An 18,328-nucleotide genomic window follows, 5' to 3' on the forward strand; every position below is an offset into this window, starting at 1 on the left:
GCTGGCCCCGGCCGCGGCGTCCTTGGACATGTTCGCCGACTACACGCACCGCGGGCGCAGCTTCGCGGCCGCCGTGCAGGCCCTGGACGAGAAGGACATCGGGAGATCCGAATGACAGCGGCGGCGCCGCGGCAAGCCACGGGTGCGACGCCGGGGCGGGCAGGGAGCAAGCCCCAGCAGCGTGCGCGAGCCGGATGGTTCGGAGCATGGCTGGCCCGCCCGCTGGCGTCGTTCCACCTCGTCGTCGCCATCGCGGTGCTGTTGACCGTGCTGGGTCTGGTCATGGTGCTCTCGGCCTCCAGCGTCGAGTCCTATGCCGATGGCGGCTCGGCGTATTCGCTGTTCATCCAGCAGGCCATGATGGCGGTCTTCGGCGCGGTGCTGTTCTACATCGCGCTGCGGGTGCCACTGCGGGTGATGCGGCAGCTGTCGTTCCCGGTCTTCGCGCTGTCGCTGGTGCTGCTGGTGCTGGTGCTGATTCCGGGCATCGGCACCGAGGTGCAGGGCTCGCGCCGCTGGTTCGACCTCGGCTTCGTGTCGGTGCAGCCGTCCGAGATCGTGAAAATCACGCTGGTGGTGTGGGGTTCGCACCTGCTGGCTTCCCGGAAGAGCGAAAGGTCCGGGTACAAGGACATTCTCATGCCGCTGGTGCCCGCGGGCCTGCTGGTCTGTTTCCTGGTCGTGCTGGAACCGAACCTGTCCACCACGATCGCGCTGGGCATCGTGCTCACCTCGCTGCTGTGGTTCGGCGGGCTGCCGCTGCGCATGTTCGTCACCATCGCGGTGTCCGGCGGCGTCGCGGCGGCCATCCTGGCGCTGTCGGCCGGGTACCGGTCCGACCGCATGCGCGCCTTCTTCAGTCCGGGCTCGGATCCGCAGGGCATCGGCTATCAGGCCCGGCAGGCCATGTACTCGCTGGCCGACGGCGGCATCTGGGGCCGCGGGCTCGGGCAGTCGCGGGCCAAGTGGAGCTATCTGCCCAACGCGCACAACGACTTCATCTTCGCCATCATCGGCGAGGAGCTCGGCTTCCTCGGCTGTGCCCTGGTGCTGGGGCTCTTCGCGCTGTTCGTCTACACCGGCCTGCGCATCGCGACCCGCTCGGTGGATCCGTTCATTCGTTTGCTGACCGCCTCGGCCACCACCTGGATCACCGGGCAGGCCTTGATCAATGTCGGCTATGTCGTGGGTTTGCTGCCGGTGACCGGTCTGCAGCTGCCGCTGGTGTCGGCGGGCGGTTCCTCGCTGGCCATCACCCTGCTCATGTTCGGCATCATCGCCAATGCCGCCCGGCACGAACCCGAGGCCGTGGCCGCGTTGCACGCCGGAGGCGACGGTCGCTTCAGCCGCCTGCTGCGACTGCCCAAGCCCGAAATGTATTCGCCCACACGGGCGCGCGCCGCCCGCGAGAAGTCCAAGGCCGCCCGCGCCCGGTCCCAGGCGAAGGCCAAGGTCAAGCCGAGCCCGCCCAAGCGCGCGCTACCATCGGGCCGTGGACGGGGCGGGTCGGAACCGGCCTCGCGCCGCTCGATAGATTCGGATTCGGCCCGGCGCACCAGCCGCTCGGCGGCGGACGACAATCGGGCTAAGGGGCGCAGCAGCCGATCCACGGAATCGTGGCGCGGCACCCGCGCCTGGGAACCCAACTATCCGATGAAACACGCGAGGGAACGGGGTAATTCGAGGTGACAGTGGAGCGGCCGGACAGCGAAGCGGCTACCGCGACCGAGCCGATCGCAGGAGAGCACACCGATTTACCCGAACACCTGCGGCGTGTGCACATGATCGGCATCGGTGGTGCCGGTATGTCCGGAATCGCCCGAATTCTCTTGTCGCGCGGGGGCATGGTGTCCGGTTCGGACGCCAAGGAGAGCCGCGGCGTGCTGGCCCTGCGGGCGCGCGGGGCCGAGGTGCGCATCGGGCACGACGCCAGCGCGTTGGACCTGCTGCCCGGCGGACCCACCGCCGTGGTCACCACCTACGCCGCCATCCCCAAGACCAATCCCGAACTGGTGGAGGCGCACAAGCGCGGCGTGCCCGTGCTGCTGCGCCCCGCCGTGCTCGCCTCGCTGATGCAGGGCCACAAGACGCTGCTGGTGTCGGGCACGCACGGTAAGACCTCGACCACCTCCATGCTCGTGGTCGCCTTGCAGCACTGCGGATTCGACCCGTCCTTCGCCGTCGGCGGCGAGCTCAACGAGGCGGGCACCAATGCCCACCACGGCACCGGCGGCATCTTCGTGGCCGAGGCCGACGAGAGCGACGGGTCGCTGCTGCAGTACGCGCCGGATGTCGCGGTGGTGACCAATATCGAGTCCGATCACCTGGACTACTTCGGCACGGACGAGGCCTACGTTCAGGTCTTCGACGACTTCGTGGACCGGCTCGAACCGGGCGGTCGCCTGGTGGTGTGCCTGGACGATCCGGGTTCGCTCGGGCTGGCCCAGCGTTCGGCGGCCAAGTTGAAGGACGATCCGCGCGGCATCCAGGTGATCGGTTACGGCTCCGGCGATTTCGAAGGCTCCGGCGTTCCGGTCGGCGCGCACCTGCTGTCGTTCGAACCCCGAGATGTCGGCGGCGTGGCCGTCTTCCAGCTCTCCGACGAGGCCGCCCCGCGCACCCTGCGCCTGTCGGTGCCCGGCCGCCACATGGCCCTCAACGCGCTCGGCGCGCTGCTGGCCGCCCGCGCCACCGGTGCCGATATGGGCGAAATCATCCAGGGCCTCGAAGGTTTCGGGGGAGTGCACCGCCGCTTCCAGCTCACCGGGCGCGAGAACGGCGTGCGCGTCTTCGACGACTATGCCCACCATCCGACCGAGGTGCGCGCGGTGCTCTCGGCCGCCGCCGAACTGGTCGCCCAGGAGGCCCGCGACGGCGCGCGCTCGCGCCCGGGCCGGGTGATCGTGGTGTTCCAGCCCCACTTGTACAGCCGCACCGCCACTTTCGCGACCGAGTTCGGCGAGGCGCTCTCGCTGGCCGACGAGGTCGTCGTGCTCGACGTGTACGGCGCCCGCGAGGAGCCGCTGCCCGGCGTGAACGGCGCGCTGGTGGCCAACGCGGTCACCAAACCCGTGCACTACCAGCCGGATATGTCCCGGGTCGGCAAGCAGGTCGGCGCGCTGGCGCGGCCCGGCGACGTGGTGATCACCATGGGCGCCGGCGATGTGACCATGCTGGGCGGCCAGATCCTGGACGGGCTGCGCGCCCGGCCCAGCCACGGGCGGTGAGCGCCCATGACCTCGGGTGGATCGCCGCCGACGACAACGGATGCGGCCGAAGACGATTGGGACGAGGCCGATCCGGCCGAAACCGATGAGCCGGAGGAGGCCGCCGAGAGCGCCGCGGCCCGCCGCGCGCGCCTGCGCCGCGGTCGTGTCCGCGAGGAATCCCGGTTTCTGAGCGCCTGGCGCTCCCGCAAGGTCCGCTTCGGCGTGCTCGCGGGAGTGGTGGCCCTGATCGCGCTGGGACTGGTCGCCTGGTTCACGCCGCTGCTGGCGGTCCGCGCGGTCCGCGTCGACGGCCTGAGCGCCATTCCGGAGCAACAGGTTCTGGACGTGCTCCAGGTGCCCGACGGCTCCATGCTGCGCCTGGACACCGATGCCCTGGCCGAGAAGGTCTCCCGGCTACCCAAGGTGCGCTCGGCCCGCGTGCAGCGGGTGTTCCCTTCGACGGTCCGCGTGACGGTCGTCGAACGCACCCCGGTGCTCTACTTCGACAGCCCCGATGGGACACACCTGCTCGATTGCGACAGCGTGGAATTCGCGATCGAGCCGCCGGGACCCGGAGTGCCCAAACTCATTACCGACCATCCGGGCGGTTCGGATCCGGCGACGAAGGCCGCCGTCGCGGTCATGGCCGCCATTCCGGTTCCGCTGCGCGATCAGGTGGGGGTGGGAGCGGTTGTGGCCCGCTCGGTTTCGGATATTGCCCTGGAGTTGCGTGACGGGCGTACCGTGCTCTGGGGAGGGACCGTGGATTCGCCGCGCAAGGCGGCGGTGGTCGGACCCCTGCTTTCCCAGCCGGGCAAGGTATTCGATGTTTCGAGTCCGAATCTGGTCACGGTAAAGTGAGCGATACCTATTGGGCCGCCGAAATTTTCGGTGGTTTGCCGGAAGGGCACCGTCGGTTCCGATCCAGGACCGGAGGGTAACCGTCCACGATACGATGCTCATGTGGGTCGGACGAGGCGAATCACACAAGATTCTGACACTCGTTTCGGCGCGCCTGCGCGAGTAACGGGGTGGCTGCGAATACCGTTCCGCACCAGGTACTTGACATAACGCTGAAGCTGTGGTTGAGGGTTTATCGGACCGAGACCATTCGCCCGGCATATGGCGAGTAACCGAAGACGACAAGCTGTTTCAGATCGAAGGAAGGCGAGAGCCCATGACGCCCCCGCACAACTACCTTGCTGTGATCAAGGTCGTCGGTATCGGCGGCGGCGGCGTGAATGCCGTCAACCGGATGATCGAACAGGGACTCAAGGGAGTCGAGTTCATCGCGGTCAACACCGACGCGCAGGCTCTGCTGATGTCCGATGCCGACGTCAAGCTCGATGTCGGCCGTGAACTGACCCGCGGCCTCGGCGCCGGTGCGGACCCGGAGGTCGGCCGCAAGGCCGCCGAGGACCACAAGGACGAGATCGAGGAAGTCCTCAAGGGCGCGGACATGGTCTTCGTGACCGCGGGCGAGGGCGGCGGCACCGGCACCGGTGGCGCCCCGGTCGTGGCGTCCATCGCGCGCAAGCTCGGCGCGCTCACCATCGGCGTTGTGACGCGGCCGTTCTCGTTCGAGGGCAAGCGCCGCAGCAACCAGGCCGAGGCGGGCATCCAGGCCCTGCGCGAGTCCTGCGACACCCTCATCGTCATCCCCAACGACCGGCTGCTGCAGCTGGGCGACGCGGCCGTCTCGCTGATGGACGCCTTCCGTTCGGCGGATGAGGTGCTGCTCAACGGTGTTCAGGGCATCACCGACCTGATCACCACCCCGGGTCTGATCAACGTCGACTTCGCGGACGTCAAGTCGGTCATGTCCGGTGCGGGCTCGGCCCTGATGGGCATCGGTTCCGCGCGCGGTGAGGGCCGATCGGTCAAGGCCGCCGAGGCGGCGATCAATTCGCCGCTGCTGGAAGCCTCCATGGATGGCGCGCACGGCGTGCTGCTCTCCATCGCCGGCGGCTCCGATCTCGGTCTGTTCGAGATCAACGAGGCCGCCTCGCTGGTGCAGGAGGCCGCGCACATCGAGGCCAACATCATCTTCGGTACGGTCATCGACGACTCCCTCGGCGACGAGGTCCGGGTCACGGTGATCGCCGCCGGCTTCGACGGCAGCGGGCCCTCCCGCCGCATCGAACCCGCCGTGAGCCGCTTCAGCTCCACGGCCAGCTCCACCGCCTCGGCCTCGGCCGGATCGGTAAGCCGCAGCAGCGAATACGCCCCGGCCCGCGCCGCCGAACCGGCCCGCCCGGCCGAACCGGCCCCCGCCCCGGCTCCCGCGCCCGCCCCGGTCGCCGAACGCGGCCCGGCCCCGTCCTACAGCGCCCCGCGCCCGACCTCGGTCGACCCGACCATCGGCGGCAACAACCGCGGCCACATCCAGCCCCCGGACGCCGATGACGACGACGTCGACGTCCCGTCCTTCATGCGCCGCTAACCCCAAGCGCCGCCGAGGATTTCGATCCGGACGCGCCCGTCCCGCTCACCGGGACGGGCGCGTTCGCGTATCCGGGTGTGGTGTGGGACCGATCTCCCCGGTGAGTGCGAGGTTGCCGGGGAATGGCTACTACCCTCGGAGGCATGACTTCAGCCGCACCTGTTTTCCGGACCAGACGCGTGGTGACCACCCGGGCGGGTGGGTTCTCGCAAGCGCCCTACGACTCGTTCAATCTGGGCGATCACGTGGGCGATGATCCGGAGGCGGTGCGGCGCAATCGGGTTCGGCTCGCGGAGAACATCGGGCTGGCGCCGGAGCAGCTGGTCTGGATGGAACAGATCCACGGGCGGAACGTCGAGATCGTGGATGGGCCGCAGAGTGAGCCGGTGCCCGCCACGGATGCGCTGGTGACCACGCGGCGGGATCTGGCGCTGGTGGTGCTGACCGCCGACTGCGTGCCGATCCTGCTGTCCGACGACGAGGCCGGGGTCATCGCGGCCGTGCATGCCGGGCGGATCGGGGCGCGCATCGGGATCGTGCCGCGGGTGCTCGAGGCCATGGCATCGCTGGGTGCGAAGCCCGAGCGCATCGGCGCGTTCCTCGGACCGGCGGCCAGCGGTCGCCAGTACGAGGTGCCCGCCGCCATGCGCGCCGATGTCGAGGCGCATCTGCCGGGCAGCGCGACCACCACGGCCAAGGGCACGCCGGGCCTGGATCTGCGCGCGGGCATCCGCCGGCAGCTGGAATCGGCGGGTGTGGGCGCGGTCGCGATGGACCCGCGGTGCACTATCGAGGACAAGACGCTGTTCTCACACCGCCGCGGCGCGCCGACGGGCCGACTCGCCGGTGTGATTTGGATGTCATCCGAGGGAGTTTCAGAATGACCGAAAGTTTTACCGCCGCAAAGGGATCCGATGCGACGGAGGTCACGCCCGACGCGGGGCGCGCCGCGGAGCTGAAAACCTCGCTCGCAGCGCTCATCGAGCGAATCGACGCAGCGTGCCGGGCCGCGGGCCGCGATTCGGGCTCGGTCCGGCTGCTCCCGGTCACCAAGTTCTTCCCCGCCTCGGATATCGAGATCCTCTATAACCTGGGCCGCCGCGAGTTCGGCGAGTCCCGCGAACAGGAGGCCGCGGGCAAGGTGGCGCAGCTGAGCCACCTGTCCCAGGTGCGCTGGGAGTTCATCGGGCGACTGCAGCGAAACAAGGCGAAATCCGTTGCACGCTGGGCCGATACCGTCTACTCGGTGGACAGCGACCGGCTCGCCGACGCCCTCGACGCGGGCGCGCGGGCCGCCCTGGACGACGGTGACCGTAAGACCCCCTTGCGCGTCTTGCTGCAGGTCTCTCTCGACGCCGATCCCGAGCGCGGCGGTGTCCGTGACGCCGCGCTGCACGCGCTCGCCGATCGTGTCGCGGCCTCCGAATCTCTGCAGCTCGCGGGCCTGATGGCGATCCCGCCGCTGGATGCCGACCCCGATGCCGCCTTCGAGCAACTTGCCCGCATCCACGCCTCATTAACGACCGACCACCCCGAAGCTATAGAGCTGTCGGCGGGCATGTCCGGCGACTTGGAGTCGGCCGTCCGCCACGGATCGACGTGCGTGCGTGTCGGTACTGCGCTGATGGGCGCGCGACCGATAACCTCGGCGTAGCAAAGAAACCTCATCAGTCACATTTGAAACATATGCTTGGTGGCAGACGAGGGCTGAGCAGGACAACACCCCAGGCCAACCGGGGCCGAAGGAAGGTCGACCAGATGAGCACGCTGCATAAGTTCAAGGCGTACTTCGGCATGGTTCCGCTCGAGGATTACGAAGACGACTACGTCGACGATCGCGGCGCCACCCGGAGCGCCGACGAGCGCGGTCAGCGTCGTTCCCGGTCCTACGTCGAACGCGAGCGCGACTACGACCGATACGGCGAGGACCGCTACGACGACGAGCCCGCCTACGAGCCGTCGTACAAGGCGCCCTACAAGCCGGCCGGTTACGCTCCCGTCTCCCGTCGCGACGACTACGCCGACGAGGTGCGCGAGCGCGACCGCTACGACGCCGACGACCGCTACGAGCCGTCGCGTCGTCCCACCCGCATCGACACCGCCCCGTCCAGCCGCACCCGGTCCATGGGCGGCAACGCGCCCATGGTGCGCGGCAGCACCCGCGGCGCGCTCGCGATGGATACCGACGCGGAGCGTCGCATTGAGGAGCTGCGGGAGCAGGAGCGCCGGATCGAGGCCGCCCGCCGTCCGCAGATCTTCGAGGACGGAGGCACCTTGTCCAAGATCACCACGCTGCGCCCGCGCACCTACGCGGAGGCCGCCATCATCGGTGAGCGCTTCCGCGACGGCACCCCGGTGATCATGGATCTGGTCGAGATGAGCAACTCCGACGCCCGCCGCCTGGTGGACTTCGCCGCGGGACTCGCCTTCGCCCTGCGTGGTTCGTTCGACAAGGTGGCCACCAAGGTCTTCCTGCTGTCACCCGCCGACGTGGACGTCTCCGCCGAGGAGCGCCGCCGGATCGCGGAAAACGGCTTCTACAACCAGAAGTGAGTGGCCCAACTCTCGGGAACTCTCAGGGGCTGCGCCCCTGAAACCCCTGGGGAGGGGTTGGGCCCCGCTCGTGCGGGCGGTAGCGGTCAGTGTCGCCGGTGAGCGGCAGAAGTTCAAAGCTTAACGGCAGCAACGAATTGCGCCGCGTATACGGGGGTTGCGAAATAGTCGCGGGGGAATCGCGGGGGAGTCTTGTGCCCGAGTTGTCGGGTATCCGGGTGCCACGAGGTGTGTCAGTGCGCCGTCGCGGTCATCAACATGAGTTATGTGGCAGCAGTACAGCTGTGACCGGCGCGATCAGTGTTTCTATTTTGCTGATCATGGATTCTGAGGCAGAGTGGTGCGGTGGCCCTGTTCCCGGTGCTGAACCTACTGCTGTTCCTCTTCTGGCTGCTGCTGATCAGCCGAATCATCGTCGAGTTCATCCGCAGCTTCGCGCGGGACTGGCGGCCGACGGGGTTCGTCGTGATCATCCTGGAGGTGATCTTCACGATCACCGACCCCCCGGTGAAACTTCTGAGGCGATTGATACCCCCTGTGAATCTTGGGGGAATTCGGCTCGATCTGTCCATTATGGTCCTGCTTTTCATCGTGTTCCTCTTGATGACGATCACGGGCCAGGCAGGGCAGTCGATAGCTCGGGTGTGACAGAATGGCCGGAAAGAAAGCTTGCCCAGATCTACCGCTAGATCTCCATACGAAGCGTGAAGGGATCGTTCCATGCCGCTGACCCCCGCCGATGTTCATAACGTCGCGTTCAGCAAACCGCCGATCGGGAAGCGCGGCTACAACGAGGATGAAGTCGATGCCTTCCTCGACCTGGTCGAGCAGGAGCTCTCACGCCTCATCGAGGAGAACGCTGATCTTCGCCAGCGCGTTGCCGAGCTGGACGCGGAACTGGCTGACGCCAAGAAGAATCGGGGCCCCGCGGTCCAGCCGGTGAAGGCGCCCGCGCCGGAGCCCATCAAGGCCGCCCCGCCGGTGCCCCCGGCCCCCATGCCGGCGCCGATCCCGGTCGCCCAGGTCAAGCAGGACGCTCCCTCCGCGGACGCCAATCTGCAGGCCGCCAAGGTGCTTTCGCTGGCTCAGGAGATGGCCGACCGCCTCACCTCCGACGCCAAGACCGAGGCCGAGCAGTTGCTGGCCAACGCCAGAGCCAACTCGGAGCGACTGGTCAGCGACGCACGGACCCGCTCCGAGGCCATGATCGCCGACGCCCGCCAGAAGGCCGAGGCCATGCTGTCCGACGCGCAGACCCGTTCGGATTCCCAGCTGCGCCAGGCCAAGGAGAAGGCCGACGCCCTGCAGGCCGACGCCGAGCGCAAGCACACCGAGATCATGGCCACCATCACCCAGCAGCGCAGCGTGCTGGAGAGCCGCATCGAGCAGCTCAAGACCTTCGAGCGCGAATACCGTGTGCGCCTGAAGTCCTACCTGGAATCGCAGCTGGAGGAGCTGGAGAACCGTGGTTCGGCGGTCCCGGTCGATGGCGGCGAATTCGGCGCGGACGCGTCCGGCAACGGCGCACTCCTCAAGGGCAGCAAGTAAAGTCGGTACTACGGCCAGCGATGCCGTACCGCTCCGGGCCGCTACCCGGGTGGTCAGGCATCGTCGCCAACCTTTCGAGTCCTCCGATAGCCCGTGCTGTCGAAGCCCAAGAAGGGGATGGTGCACTTGCTCGTAGTGACGCTGACGCTCGCCGCCGTGGGTTTCGGCCTGCTGGTGACCGCACTGACCACCGGTTCGGTGATCTGGGCATGGGGCTGCATCATCGTGTGCGTGATCGGCGCGGTGCTGTTGCTCGTCAGTGCGTTGTCGCTGCGGACCGAGAACGACGAGGACGCCTCGTCACGACCGGGCGGTAGACACGCGAAACATTGAGTTCTGGACACCCGGAACACCGAGATCTAGCTGTGGGGCGGGTCCGCGGAATAACCGCTGGACCCGCCCCGCTAGTATGGAGACAGCTTTACGGCGTTGATCCGGCCATCACCGGGGAGTCTTCGGAAGAACGGCGAGGTCACTCGCTTACTAGAACCGAACGGGTGAGCCCGTCACAGCTCGCAACGAGAGGCTTGGTCCCACAAGGGTTTTCGTGATCCTGGGGGCTGGGCAAGCGGGGTGGTACCGCGGTTACGACGCACCTGCGTCGCCATCGTCCCCGTGCCCTTAGGTGATGGCACGAGGAGACGAGAGGCCGCCATGGCGGACGAGACCACTACCCGAAGCGCATACCCCCGCGTCGAGCTGAGCAAGACCAGCGGTCAGGTGTCCTTCCCTGAGCTGGAGCAGCGGGTCCTGGACTACTGGGCCGCCGACGACACCTTCCGTGCCAGCATCGAGAACCGTTCCGATGCAGAGGAATTCGTCTTCTACGACGGTCCGCCCTTCGCCAATGGGTTGCCGCACTACGGCCATCTGCTCACCGGATACGTCAAGGATTTGATCCCGCGATTCCAAACCATGCGCGGGAAGAAGGTCGATCGGCGATTCGGCTGGGATACTCACGGCCTGCCCGCGGAAATCGAAGCCGAGAAGCAGCTCGGTATCACGGACAAATCACAGATCGATGCCATGGGTCTCGCGGAATTCAATGCCGCGTGCAAATCCTCGGTACTTCGCTACACCAACGAGTGGCGTAACTATGTCACCCGTCAGGCGCGCTGGGTCGACTTCGACAACGACTACAAAACCCTCGACCTCGACTTCATGGAATCGGTCATGTGGGCGTTCAAATCGCTGCATGACAAGGGCCTGATCTATCAGGGCTTCCGGGTGCTGCCCTACAGCTGGTACGAGCAGACCCCGCTCTCCAACCAGGAAGCGCGCCTGGACGATTCCTACCGGATGCGCCAGGACCCGGCGGTCACCGTCGACATGGTCCTGGAGGTGCCCGCGGATCATCCGCTGCACGCCCTGGACGGCGCCAACGCCCTGATCTGGACCACCACGCCGTGGACCCTGCCGTCCAACCTCGCGATCGCGGTGCACCCCGACGTCACCTACGCGCACGTCGAGGGCAAGGACGGCAAGCGGTACCTGCTCGCCGCCGAGCGGGTCTCGCACTACGCGCGCGAGTTCGGCGAGGAGCCGACGGTGCTGTCCGAGCATTCGGGCGCGGCGCTCGAGGGCCTGCGCTACCGGCCGCCGTTCGACTTCTTCCTCGGCCACCCGAACGCGCACCGCGTGCTCAACGCCGATTACGTGACCACCGACTCCGGCACCGGCATCGTGCACCTCGCACCCGCCTTCGGTGAGGAGGACATGGATGTCGCCTCCGCCAATGGCATCGATGTCGTGCAGCCGCTCGACGCGGGCGGCAAGTTCACCTCGATGGTGCCGCCGTACGAGGGCCTCATGGTCTTCGACGCCAACCCGGTCATCATCAAGGACCTCAAGGCCGCCGGAAAGTTGCTGCGGCACGAGACCATCGAGCACTCCTACCCGCACAGCTGGCGTTCGGGTCAGCCGCTGATCTACATGGCGGTGCCGTCCTGGTTCGTGGCGGTCACCAAGTTCCGCGATCGCATGGTGGAGCTCAACAAGGAGATCACCTGGGTTCCCGAGCACATCCGCGACGGCCAGTTCGGCAAGTGGCTGGAGAACGCGCGCGACTGGAACATCAGCCGCAACCGGTACTGGGGCGCGCCCATCCCGGTGTGGATCTCCGACGATCCGGCCTACCCGCGCGTGGACGTGTACGGCTCGCTCGATCAGATCGAGCAGGACTTCGGTGTGCGGCCGACCGATCTGCACCGGCCGATGATCGACGAGCTGGTGCGCCCGAATCCCGATGACCCGACCGGGAAGTCGATGATGCGGCGCACCCCCGAGGTGCTCGACTGCTGGTTCGAGTCGGGTTCGATGCCGTACGCGCAGGTGCACTACCCCTTCGAGAACAAGGAGTGGTTCGAGGGCACCGCCGACAGCGCCCCGCACAGCCCCGGCGACTTCATCGTCGAGTACAACGGCCAGACCCGCGGCTGGTTCTACAACCTGCACGTGCTGTCCACCGCGCTCTTCGATCGCCCGGCGTTCAAATCGGTTGTGGCGCACGGCATCGTGCTGGGCGACGACGGCCTCAAGATGTCCAAGTCCAAGGGCAACTACCCGGACGTCAACGAGGTCTTCGACCGTGACGGCTCCGACGCCATGCGCTGGTTCCTCATGGCCTCCCCGGTGCTGCGCGGCGGCAACCTCATCGTCACCGAGCGCGGCATCCGCGAGGGCGTGAGCCAGGCGCTGCGCCCGCTGTGGAACGCCTGGACCTTCCTGCAGCTGTACGCCTCGGCCCCCGGCACCTGGCGCACCGACTCGAAGAATGTGCTGGACCAGTACGTCCTGGCCAAGCTGGCGCAGACCCGCGACGTCATGACCGAGGCGCTCGAGGTCTACGACATCGCGACCGCCTGCGAGGAGCTGCGCACCTTCGCCGACGCGCTCACCAATTGGTATGTGCGCCGGTCGCGTTCGCGCTTCTGGGAAGAGGACCGCGACGCCATCGACACCCTGCACACGGTGCTCGAGGTGACCACCCGCCTGGCCGCCCCGCTGCTGCCGCTGCTGAGCGAGGTCATCTGGCGTGGCCTCACCGGCGAGCGGTCGGTGCACCTGGCCGACTGGCCCGCCGCGGACGAGCTGCCGCACGACGCCGAACTGGTGTCGGCCATGGACGAGGTCCGCACGGTCTGCTCCACGGTGCTGAGCCTGCGCAAGGCCCAGAATCTCCGTGTGCGCCTGCCGCTCTCGGAGGTCACCGTGGCCGCCGCCGACGCGGAACGCCTGCGGCCCTTCGTGGATCTGATCGCCGACGAGGTGAACGTCAAGCGCGTCGACCTCACCACCGACGTGGCCGCCCACGGCCGCTTCGAACTCGTGGTCAACGCGCGTGCCGCCGGACCGCGCATCGGCAAGGACGTCCAGACGGTCATCAAGGCCGTCAAGGCGGGGGAATGGAGCGAGGCCGCCGACGGCACCGTGTCCGCCGCCGGAATCGCCCTGCTCCCCGAGGAATACACGCAGCGCCTGGTCGCGGCCGAACCCGAGTCCACCGCCGCCCTGCCCGGCAATGCCGGTCTGGTGGTGCTGAATTCGGTGGTCACCGAGGAGCTCGAGGCCGAGGGCTGGGCCCGCGACCTCATCCGCGATCTCCAGGAGACCCGAAAGTCGCTGGGGCTGGATGTTTCCGACCGCATCACCGTGGTGCTGGACGTCCCCACCGAGCGGCTGGGCTGGGCGGAGACCCACCGCGAGCTGATCGCCGGTGAGATCCTCGCCACCGCACTCACTTTCGGTGAGGCGGGCGCGGGCGCCGCCGAGATCGTCGGCGGCGTAAAGGTCTCGATCACGAAGGCGTGAGCCAGTAGACGAGAAGGGGCGGAACCGATTCGGTTCCGCCCCTTCTCGTTTGCGCTATTTGCGGGGGCGCAGGCCGTCGAGGACGTGCTCCACCAGGTTCGGGGCGTCGAGCACATCGCCGACGCCCAGCAGGAACCGCAGATAGACCGGGCCGTAGATCAGATTGGTCATGACCAATGGCGACAGGTCGTCCCGGATCTGCCCGGCACGGATGGCCACCTCCAGCCGCTTCGACGCATTCGTCTGCCGCGGTTCGACGAAGGTGTCGCGGACGTTCTGCATGAGCTTCGGATCATGCTGCGCCTCGGCGATCACCCCGCGATAGACGCATCCGACATCGCCGGCGAACATCCGGGACAGCGCGGTGACCTGGGTCTTCAGATCGGCGGCGATATCGCCCGTATCGGGAAAGTCGGTGGCCGAACCGATCTGGTCATTGATGGCCTCGAGTGCGATCGCGCCCTTGGACGGCCACCACCGGTAGATGGTCTGCTTGCCCACCCCCGCCTTGGCGGCAATGGCCTCGATGGTGAGTTTGCCGTAGCCCTTGCTCACCGCCAGCTCGAAGGTCGCGTCCAGGATCGCCTGATGCGACGTGGCGTTGCGCAGCTCGGGATTCGGTGCCGGTGACATGCGTCGATAGTACCCCGCAACGAGACGGAACGTCTCGTCTTGACAGGCGATCATGACCGGTCTAACTTCTCTACATGAGACGAGACGGACCGTCTCGTCGGATTCATCGGGAACACGGTCGCTAGGAGCGAACAATGACCACTCTCACCACCACCGCCGCAGTCACCACCGCGAATGTCGCAACCCCCGCCGCGATGCCGTCGGTGCACCGGCGCGCCGTCATCACCTGGCTGGCCGTGTACCCGACCATCACCCTCGCGCTGGCCCTGCTCGGCCCTCTGATGACGGGCCTGCCGCTGATGGTCCGCACCCTGGCCCTGACCGCCGTCGTGGTCCCGGCCACCGCCTACGTGCTGATCCCCATGCTGATGAAGGCCAACCACCACCTGACCCTGCGGCTGCACCGCTGACCGTGTCTCGAAACCCGCACACCCCCAACGGATTCGAAGGAACCATCATGACCGACACCGCAACCACCGCCGCCGACCGCTTCGAGCGTGGCCTGTCCGTCCTCGACGAGGTCGGCGGGCCGAGCGGCCGCGCGGTGGTCGGCGGCCTGGCCGATATCGCCCCGGACCTGGGCCGCTACGTCGTCGAATTCGGTTACGGCGACGTCTATTCCGGCCCCGGCCTGACCCTGGCGCAACGGCAGCTCGCCACCATCGCGGCGCTGACCGGAATGGGTACCGCCGCACCGCAATTGCGCTGGCACATCGGCGGCGCGCTGAATGTCGGGGTTACCCCCGCCGAGGTGGTCGAGACCATCGTCCACATCGGCGTCTACGCCGGATTCCCGGCCGTGCTCAACGCGCTGGCCGAGGCCCGTGCGGTCTTCGCCGAGCGGCCCGAGGCCGGAAACCCGGTGACCGCCAGTGAGATTCGCCCGGACGAGACCACCCAGCAGCGCTACGAGCGTGGCCTGGCCAAGCTCGCCGAGGTCGACGGCGATGCCGCCGACCACATCTTCGAGACGCTCGGCGCGACCTCGCCGGACCTGGCGCGCTACCTCGTCGAATTCGCCTTCGCCGATGTGTATTCGCGCCCCGGACTGGATCTGAAGACCCGCGAGCTCGCGACCGTCGCCGCCTGTACGGCCATGGGCACCGCGGCTCCCCAGCTCCGCGTGCACCTGCACGGCCTGCTCAATGTCGGCGGCACGGTGGAGGAGGCCGTCGCGGTCATCACCCAGATGGCGTCCTACGCCGGATTCCCGGCCGCGATCAATGGCATCGCCGCGCTGCGCGAGGTGCTGGCCCAGCGTTAGGCGGCTTCGGCAACCGATTCGTTATCCGCCGGTCAGTATCTGACCGGCGGATCTTCTTTCGAGGTGATCTGGGTCTCGAGACACGCCAGCCCAGGTTCTCTTGTGGCTCATGTTGCGCGTGGGATACAACGGCTATCAGCTAGCAAATTGATCTTTGGCTGAAGCAGTTCCCGCGGTACCGCCGATGAAGGGGCGCGCACATGGCTCGAAGGCAGCTAGGCAGACTCAGAACATTCATCACCGCGATGGTGGCAATGGGGGTGACGGGGGCATTGGGTGTCGGTGCGGCCCACGCGGACAGCGGATCGGCGTCCGGATCCTCGTCGGGTAGCGGCACCGGTTCGTTCTCCGGAAGCGCCAGCGGCTCGGCGCAATTGCCGCTGGCCAGCCCGCGGGCCATGGCCGCGCTGGCATTGGCGGGCACTCAGACCGGCAAGCCCTACGAATGGGGCGGCACGGGCCCGGACACCTGGGACTGCTCGGGTCTGGTGCAGTGGGCCTTCCGCAGCGTCGGCATCAATCTGCCGCGCACCACGTGGCAGCAGGCCGAGACCGGGCTCGAGGTCCCCTTCGGCGCACTGCAGCCCGGCGATGTGCTCATCCTCAACGACGACGCCTCCCACGAAGGTATCTACGCGGGAGGCGGCAACGTGTTGAACGCGTACGACTGGGGTGTGCCCGTCGGTCTGACTCCGCTGAGTCAGTTCGACATCTACACCATTCGCCGGTACTTCTGAATCCTCTTACTCGACAACGAGTTCCACGGGGATGTTGCCCCGGGTGGCCTTCGAGTACGGGCACACCTGGTGCGCGGCCTCGACGAGCTCGCGGCCCTGCTCGTTCTGCAGCTCCTCGGGCAGCTCGACGCGCAGCACGACGGAGATGCCGAAACCGGTCTCCTCGTCCTTGTTCAGGCTGACGTCGGCGGTCACCGAGGCGTCGCCGATAGAGACACCCGCGTTGCGGGCGACGACCTGCAGCGCACCCGCGAAGCAGGCCGAGTAGCCCACCGCGAACAGCTGCTCCGGGTTGGTGCCGTCACCGCTGCCGCCGGCCTCCTTGGGCTGGGCCAGCTTCAGGTCGAGGTAACCGTCGGAGCTGACCGAGCGGCCCTCGCGGCCGACGGAGGTAGCGGACGAGGTGAAGAGCTTAGCCATTTCGAATCTCCCTAGACAGACTTGTCTGTTCAGACGTTGCCCAGAGTAGACAGACCTGTCTGCTATCGTCAATACCGTAATCCCGTGCAGGGGGAAGGAGTGCAGGTCAGCATGAGCGAAGCGCGTGATCGCCTGCTGGACACCGCGACTCGGCTGTTCTACGCCGAGGGCATCCACACGGTGGGCATCGACCGCATCATCGCCGAGGCGGGGATCGCGAAGGCGACGTTCTACCGGCACTTCAAGACCAAGGAAGACCTGGTCGTCGCGTATCTGGTGCGCGAATACGCCCGCCAGCGCGAGACTTTGGAAGCCATCCCCGGCGAGGGGACCGACTCCATCGTCGGCATTTTCGATCGGCTCGGCGAACTCAGTCGCGGGCCCGGTTTCCGCGGCTGCCCGTTCCTCAATGCGGCCGTCGAGTTCCCGAAGCCCGATCACGCCGTACGTCAGGTGGTCGACGACTACCGCGGCTGGTTCCGCGACCTCATGGCCGACCGGCTGCGCGCGGCCGGGTACACCGACGTCGACGACGCCGCGCGGATGTTGCTGATGACCCGCGACGGCGTGACCATCAGCGGGGGTGTGGGAGACAGCGAGACGGTCCGGGTGGGCATCCGGACCGCCTTGTCGCAGTTGGGCATTCGGCCGAGCTAGACCCCGACGGTCTCCTCCATTTCCTCTTCGGCCTCTTCGCGAGTCTCGACCGCGGCCGCGTGGCGTGGGCCGAGTTCGGCTGCGCGCCGGCGCTTCTCGGCCAATCCGGCGATGGCCATGAGCGCCACGCCCGCCGCGAACCACAGGATCAGGCTGGTGATGCGACCGCCGAATCCCGCGCCGTCGAAGTACATCAGGCTGCGCGCGCCCTCGACGAAGCCCGCGCCGTTCCAGAAGTCGTGCAGCGTCCCGAAGAAGTCGTTCTGCAGCCACGGGCTGTAGACGCCGCCGGAGCTGGTGAAGTTCAGCATCACGAACAGCACCATCATGGCCAGCGTGGTCCAGCGCTTCAGGAAGGTGTGCAGGCCGATGCCGATGGCCATGATGCCGGCCGAGTACAGCCACGACATGGCCCACACCGCGCCCGCGTCATGGTCGACCACGTGGAAGACCGGGCCCGAGAGCGCCAGGCCGATCAGGCTGACCAGCAGCGAGGTGATCAGGCCCAGGAGTCCGCGCGTCCACATGGGCAGGCCCGCGCCCGCCGCGCCGATGGCGGCCACGCTGCCGTAGGAGCCGATGCTCAGGGCGACAAGGAGGAAGAAGATGCCCTGCGCGGTCGGATCGCCGGAGGCCGGGCTGGTCACGTCGGTGACCGTCATCGGCACGTTCTGCTTGGCCGCGACCTGACCGAAGACGGCCTCGACCGCCATGGCGGTGGTGTCGGATCCGGCCTTGGCGACGAGCAATTCGGGCTTTTGCGGATCGGGCACGTAGGCGCCCGCCAGATCCCGGTCGCGCAGCTGGCTCACCGCGTCGTCGCGGGTGGGCACGGTGATCACGTCGAGGGCATTGCCGCCCTTGTCCTTCATGGTCTGCGCCAGCACCTTGACCTGCGGGCTGTCGCCGACCACGGCCACGGCCAGGTGGTTGGGCTCGGGCTGGTGGAACGCGCCCAGGTAGGCCAGGCCCATGCCCAGGCACATGAGCAGCGGGGTCAGCAGGTGGACGGCGACGTGCCGGATCTGGTGGGAGGCCATCAACTCATCTCCAA

The 18,328-nt window shown here is 67.6% G+C and carries 18 protein-coding genes; 15 read left to right on the forward strand and 3 right to left on the reverse strand.

Annotated features, from left to right (window positions below):
* Positions 1-111: 111 nt before the first annotated feature.
* The 11 genes from ftsW to ileS all read left to right on the forward strand — a co-directional run bounded on the left by ftsW (position 112) and on the right by ileS (position 13,563).
* Positions 112-1,689 (forward strand): putative lipid II flippase FtsW, encoded by a 1,578-nt coding sequence (gene ftsW, locus ON43_RS12000; protein WP_040806924.1) that lies wholly within the window; start codon positions 112-114, stop codon positions 1,687-1,689.
* 92 nt (positions 1,690-1,781) lie between these two features.
* Positions 1,782-3,227, forward strand: a complete 1,446-nt coding sequence (murC, locus tag ON43_RS12005) for a UDP-N-acetylmuramate--L-alanine ligase (protein WP_051178332.1) — start codon at positions 1,782-1,784, stop codon at positions 3,225-3,227.
* A 6-nt stretch (positions 3,228-3,233) separates the two neighbouring features.
* Complete coding sequence (locus ON43_RS12010; RefSeq protein WP_083913344.1) at positions 3,234-4,070, forward strand: cell division protein FtsQ/DivIB; 837 nt, start codon at positions 3,234-3,236, stop codon at positions 4,068-4,070.
* 316 nt (positions 4,071-4,386) lie between these two features.
* Positions 4,387-5,652 (forward strand): cell division protein FtsZ, encoded by a 1,266-nt coding sequence (ftsZ, locus tag ON43_RS12015; protein ID WP_040806926.1) that lies wholly within the window; start codon positions 4,387-4,389, stop codon positions 5,650-5,652.
* A gap of 143 nt (positions 5,653-5,795) precedes the next feature.
* On the forward strand, positions 5,796-6,536 hold the full coding sequence (gene pgeF, locus ON43_RS12020) for a peptidoglycan editing factor PgeF (RefSeq protein WP_040806927.1): 741 nt from the start codon (positions 5,796-5,798) through the stop codon (positions 6,534-6,536).
* Entirely contained in the window at positions 6,533-7,306 is a 774-nt protein-coding gene (locus tag ON43_RS12025; RefSeq protein WP_051178307.1) for a YggS family pyridoxal phosphate-dependent enzyme, read from the forward strand. The genes pgeF and ON43_RS12025 overlap by 4 nt, the downstream gene beginning before the upstream one ends.
* Before the next feature lie 104 nt (positions 7,307-7,410).
* The gene (locus ON43_RS12030; protein WP_040806928.1) at positions 7,411-8,205 is read left to right on the forward strand and encodes a cell division protein SepF; all 795 of its coding nucleotides are present in this window, start codon (positions 7,411-7,413) and stop codon (positions 8,203-8,205) included.
* Positions 8,206-8,550: 345 nt separating this feature from the next.
* Positions 8,551-8,853, forward strand: coding sequence for a YggT family protein (locus tag ON43_RS12035; protein WP_040806931.1), 303 nt, complete (start codon positions 8,551-8,553; stop codon positions 8,851-8,853).
* A gap of 72 nt (positions 8,854-8,925) precedes the next feature.
* On the forward strand, positions 8,926-9,753 hold the full coding sequence (gene wag31 / locus ON43_RS12040) for a DivIVA-like cell division protein Wag31 (protein ID WP_040806934.1): 828 nt from the start codon (positions 8,926-8,928) through the stop codon (positions 9,751-9,753).
* A gap of 126 nt (positions 9,754-9,879) precedes the next feature.
* The gene (locus tag ON43_RS12045; protein WP_040807064.1) at positions 9,880-10,086 is read left to right on the forward strand and encodes a hypothetical protein; all 207 of its coding nucleotides are present in this window, start codon (positions 9,880-9,882) and stop codon (positions 10,084-10,086) included.
* 321 nt (positions 10,087-10,407) lie between these two features.
* Entirely contained in the window at positions 10,408-13,563 is a 3,156-nt protein-coding gene (ileS, locus tag ON43_RS12050) for an isoleucine--tRNA ligase (RefSeq protein ID WP_040806937.1), read from the forward strand.
* A 54-nt stretch (positions 13,564-13,617) separates the two neighbouring features.
* Here ileS and ON43_RS12055 read toward each other — a convergent pair whose 3' ends face one another.
* On the reverse strand, positions 13,618-14,196 hold the full coding sequence (locus ON43_RS12055; RefSeq protein WP_040806939.1) for a TetR/AcrR family transcriptional regulator: 579 nt from the start codon (positions 14,194-14,196) through the stop codon (positions 13,618-13,620).
* Positions 14,197-14,330: 134 nt separating this feature from the next.
* Here ON43_RS12055 and ON43_RS12060 point away from each other — a divergent pair, with 134 nt between their 5' ends.
* From ON43_RS12060 to ON43_RS12070, 3 genes are all read left to right on the forward strand, one after another.
* The gene (locus ON43_RS12060) at positions 14,331-14,606 is read left to right on the forward strand and encodes a putative antibiotic biosynthesis monooxygenase (RefSeq protein WP_040806941.1); all 276 of its coding nucleotides are present in this window, start codon (positions 14,331-14,333) and stop codon (positions 14,604-14,606) included.
* Between the two features lie 47 nt (positions 14,607-14,653).
* The gene (locus tag ON43_RS12065) at positions 14,654-15,460 is read left to right on the forward strand and encodes a carboxymuconolactone decarboxylase family protein (protein ID WP_040806943.1); all 807 of its coding nucleotides are present in this window, start codon (positions 14,654-14,656) and stop codon (positions 15,458-15,460) included.
* 245 nt (positions 15,461-15,705) lie between these two features.
* Positions 15,706-16,197: an NlpC/P60 family protein gene (locus ON43_RS12070; protein ID WP_086007932.1), complete on the forward strand. Its 492-nt coding sequence runs from the start codon at positions 15,706-15,708 to the stop codon at positions 16,195-16,197.
* A 6-nt stretch (positions 16,198-16,203) separates the two neighbouring features.
* On the opposite strand, the gene ON43_RS12075 is transcribed toward ON43_RS12070, so the two are convergent.
* On the reverse strand, positions 16,204-16,617 hold the full coding sequence (locus tag ON43_RS12075; protein ID WP_040806948.1) for an organic hydroperoxide resistance protein: 414 nt from the start codon (positions 16,615-16,617) through the stop codon (positions 16,204-16,206).
* A 111-nt stretch (positions 16,618-16,728) separates the two neighbouring features.
* On the opposite strand from ON43_RS12075, the gene ON43_RS12080 reads away from it, so the two are divergent.
* On the forward strand, positions 16,729-17,274 hold the full coding sequence (locus ON43_RS12080) for a TetR/AcrR family transcriptional regulator (RefSeq protein WP_040807065.1): 546 nt from the start codon (positions 16,729-16,731) through the stop codon (positions 17,272-17,274).
* Here the strand turns inward: ON43_RS12080 and ON43_RS12085 are convergent.
* The gene (locus ON43_RS12085) at positions 17,271-18,314 is read right to left on the reverse strand and encodes a membrane protein (RefSeq protein ID WP_040806951.1); all 1,044 of its coding nucleotides are present in this window, start codon (positions 18,312-18,314) and stop codon (positions 17,271-17,273) included. The genes ON43_RS12080 and ON43_RS12085 overlap by 4 nt on opposite strands.
* Positions 18,315-18,328 lie beyond the last annotated feature (14 nt).

This window comes from Nocardia concava NBRC 100430 (assembly GCF_000308815.1).
GTDB classification, from domain to species: domain Bacteria; phylum Actinomycetota; class Actinomycetes; order Mycobacteriales; family Mycobacteriaceae; genus Nocardia; species Nocardia concava.

Coding starts and splice junctions, on each gene's coding strand:
- ileS (WP_040806937.1), top strand. CDS start 10,408: ATGGCGGACGAGACCACTACCCGAAGCGCATACCCCCGCGTCGAGCTG.
- ON43_RS12085 (WP_040806951.1), bottom strand. CDS start 18,314: ATGGCCTCCCACCAGATCCGGCACGTCGCCGTCCACCTGCTGACCCCG.
- ftsZ (WP_040806926.1), top strand. CDS start 4,387: ATGACGCCCCCGCACAACTACCTTGCTGTGATCAAGGTCGTCGGTATC.
- ON43_RS12075 (WP_040806948.1), bottom strand. CDS start 16,617: ATGGCTAAGCTCTTCACCTCGTCCGCTACCTCCGTCGGCCGCGAGGGC.
- ON43_RS12055 (WP_040806939.1), bottom strand. CDS start 14,196: ATGTCACCGGCACCGAATCCCGAGCTGCGCAACGCCACGTCGCATCAG.
- ON43_RS12025 (WP_051178307.1), top strand. CDS start 6,533: ATGACCGAAAGTTTTACCGCCGCAAAGGGATCCGATGCGACGGAGGTC.
- ftsW (WP_040806924.1), top strand. CDS start 112: ATGACAGCGGCGGCGCCGCGGCAAGCCACGGGTGCGACGCCGGGGCGG.
- ON43_RS12010 (WP_083913344.1), top strand. CDS start 3,234: ATGACCTCGGGTGGATCGCCGCCGACGACAACGGATGCGGCCGAAGAC.
- ON43_RS12065 (WP_040806943.1), top strand. CDS start 14,654: ATGACCGACACCGCAACCACCGCCGCCGACCGCTTCGAGCGTGGCCTG.
- ON43_RS12070 (WP_086007932.1), top strand. CDS start 15,706: ATGGTGGCAATGGGGGTGACGGGGGCATTGGGTGTCGGTGCGGCCCAC.
- pgeF (WP_040806927.1), top strand. CDS start 5,796: ATGACTTCAGCCGCACCTGTTTTCCGGACCAGACGCGTGGTGACCACC.
- wag31 (WP_040806934.1), top strand. CDS start 8,926: ATGCCGCTGACCCCCGCCGATGTTCATAACGTCGCGTTCAGCAAACCG.
- ON43_RS12060 (WP_040806941.1), top strand. CDS start 14,331: ATGACCACTCTCACCACCACCGCCGCAGTCACCACCGCGAATGTCGCA.
- ON43_RS12030 (WP_040806928.1), top strand. CDS start 7,411: ATGAGCACGCTGCATAAGTTCAAGGCGTACTTCGGCATGGTTCCGCTC.
- murC (WP_051178332.1), top strand. CDS start 1,782: ATGATCGGCATCGGTGGTGCCGGTATGTCCGGAATCGCCCGAATTCTC.
- ON43_RS12080 (WP_040807065.1), top strand. CDS start 16,729: ATGAGCGAAGCGCGTGATCGCCTGCTGGACACCGCGACTCGGCTGTTC.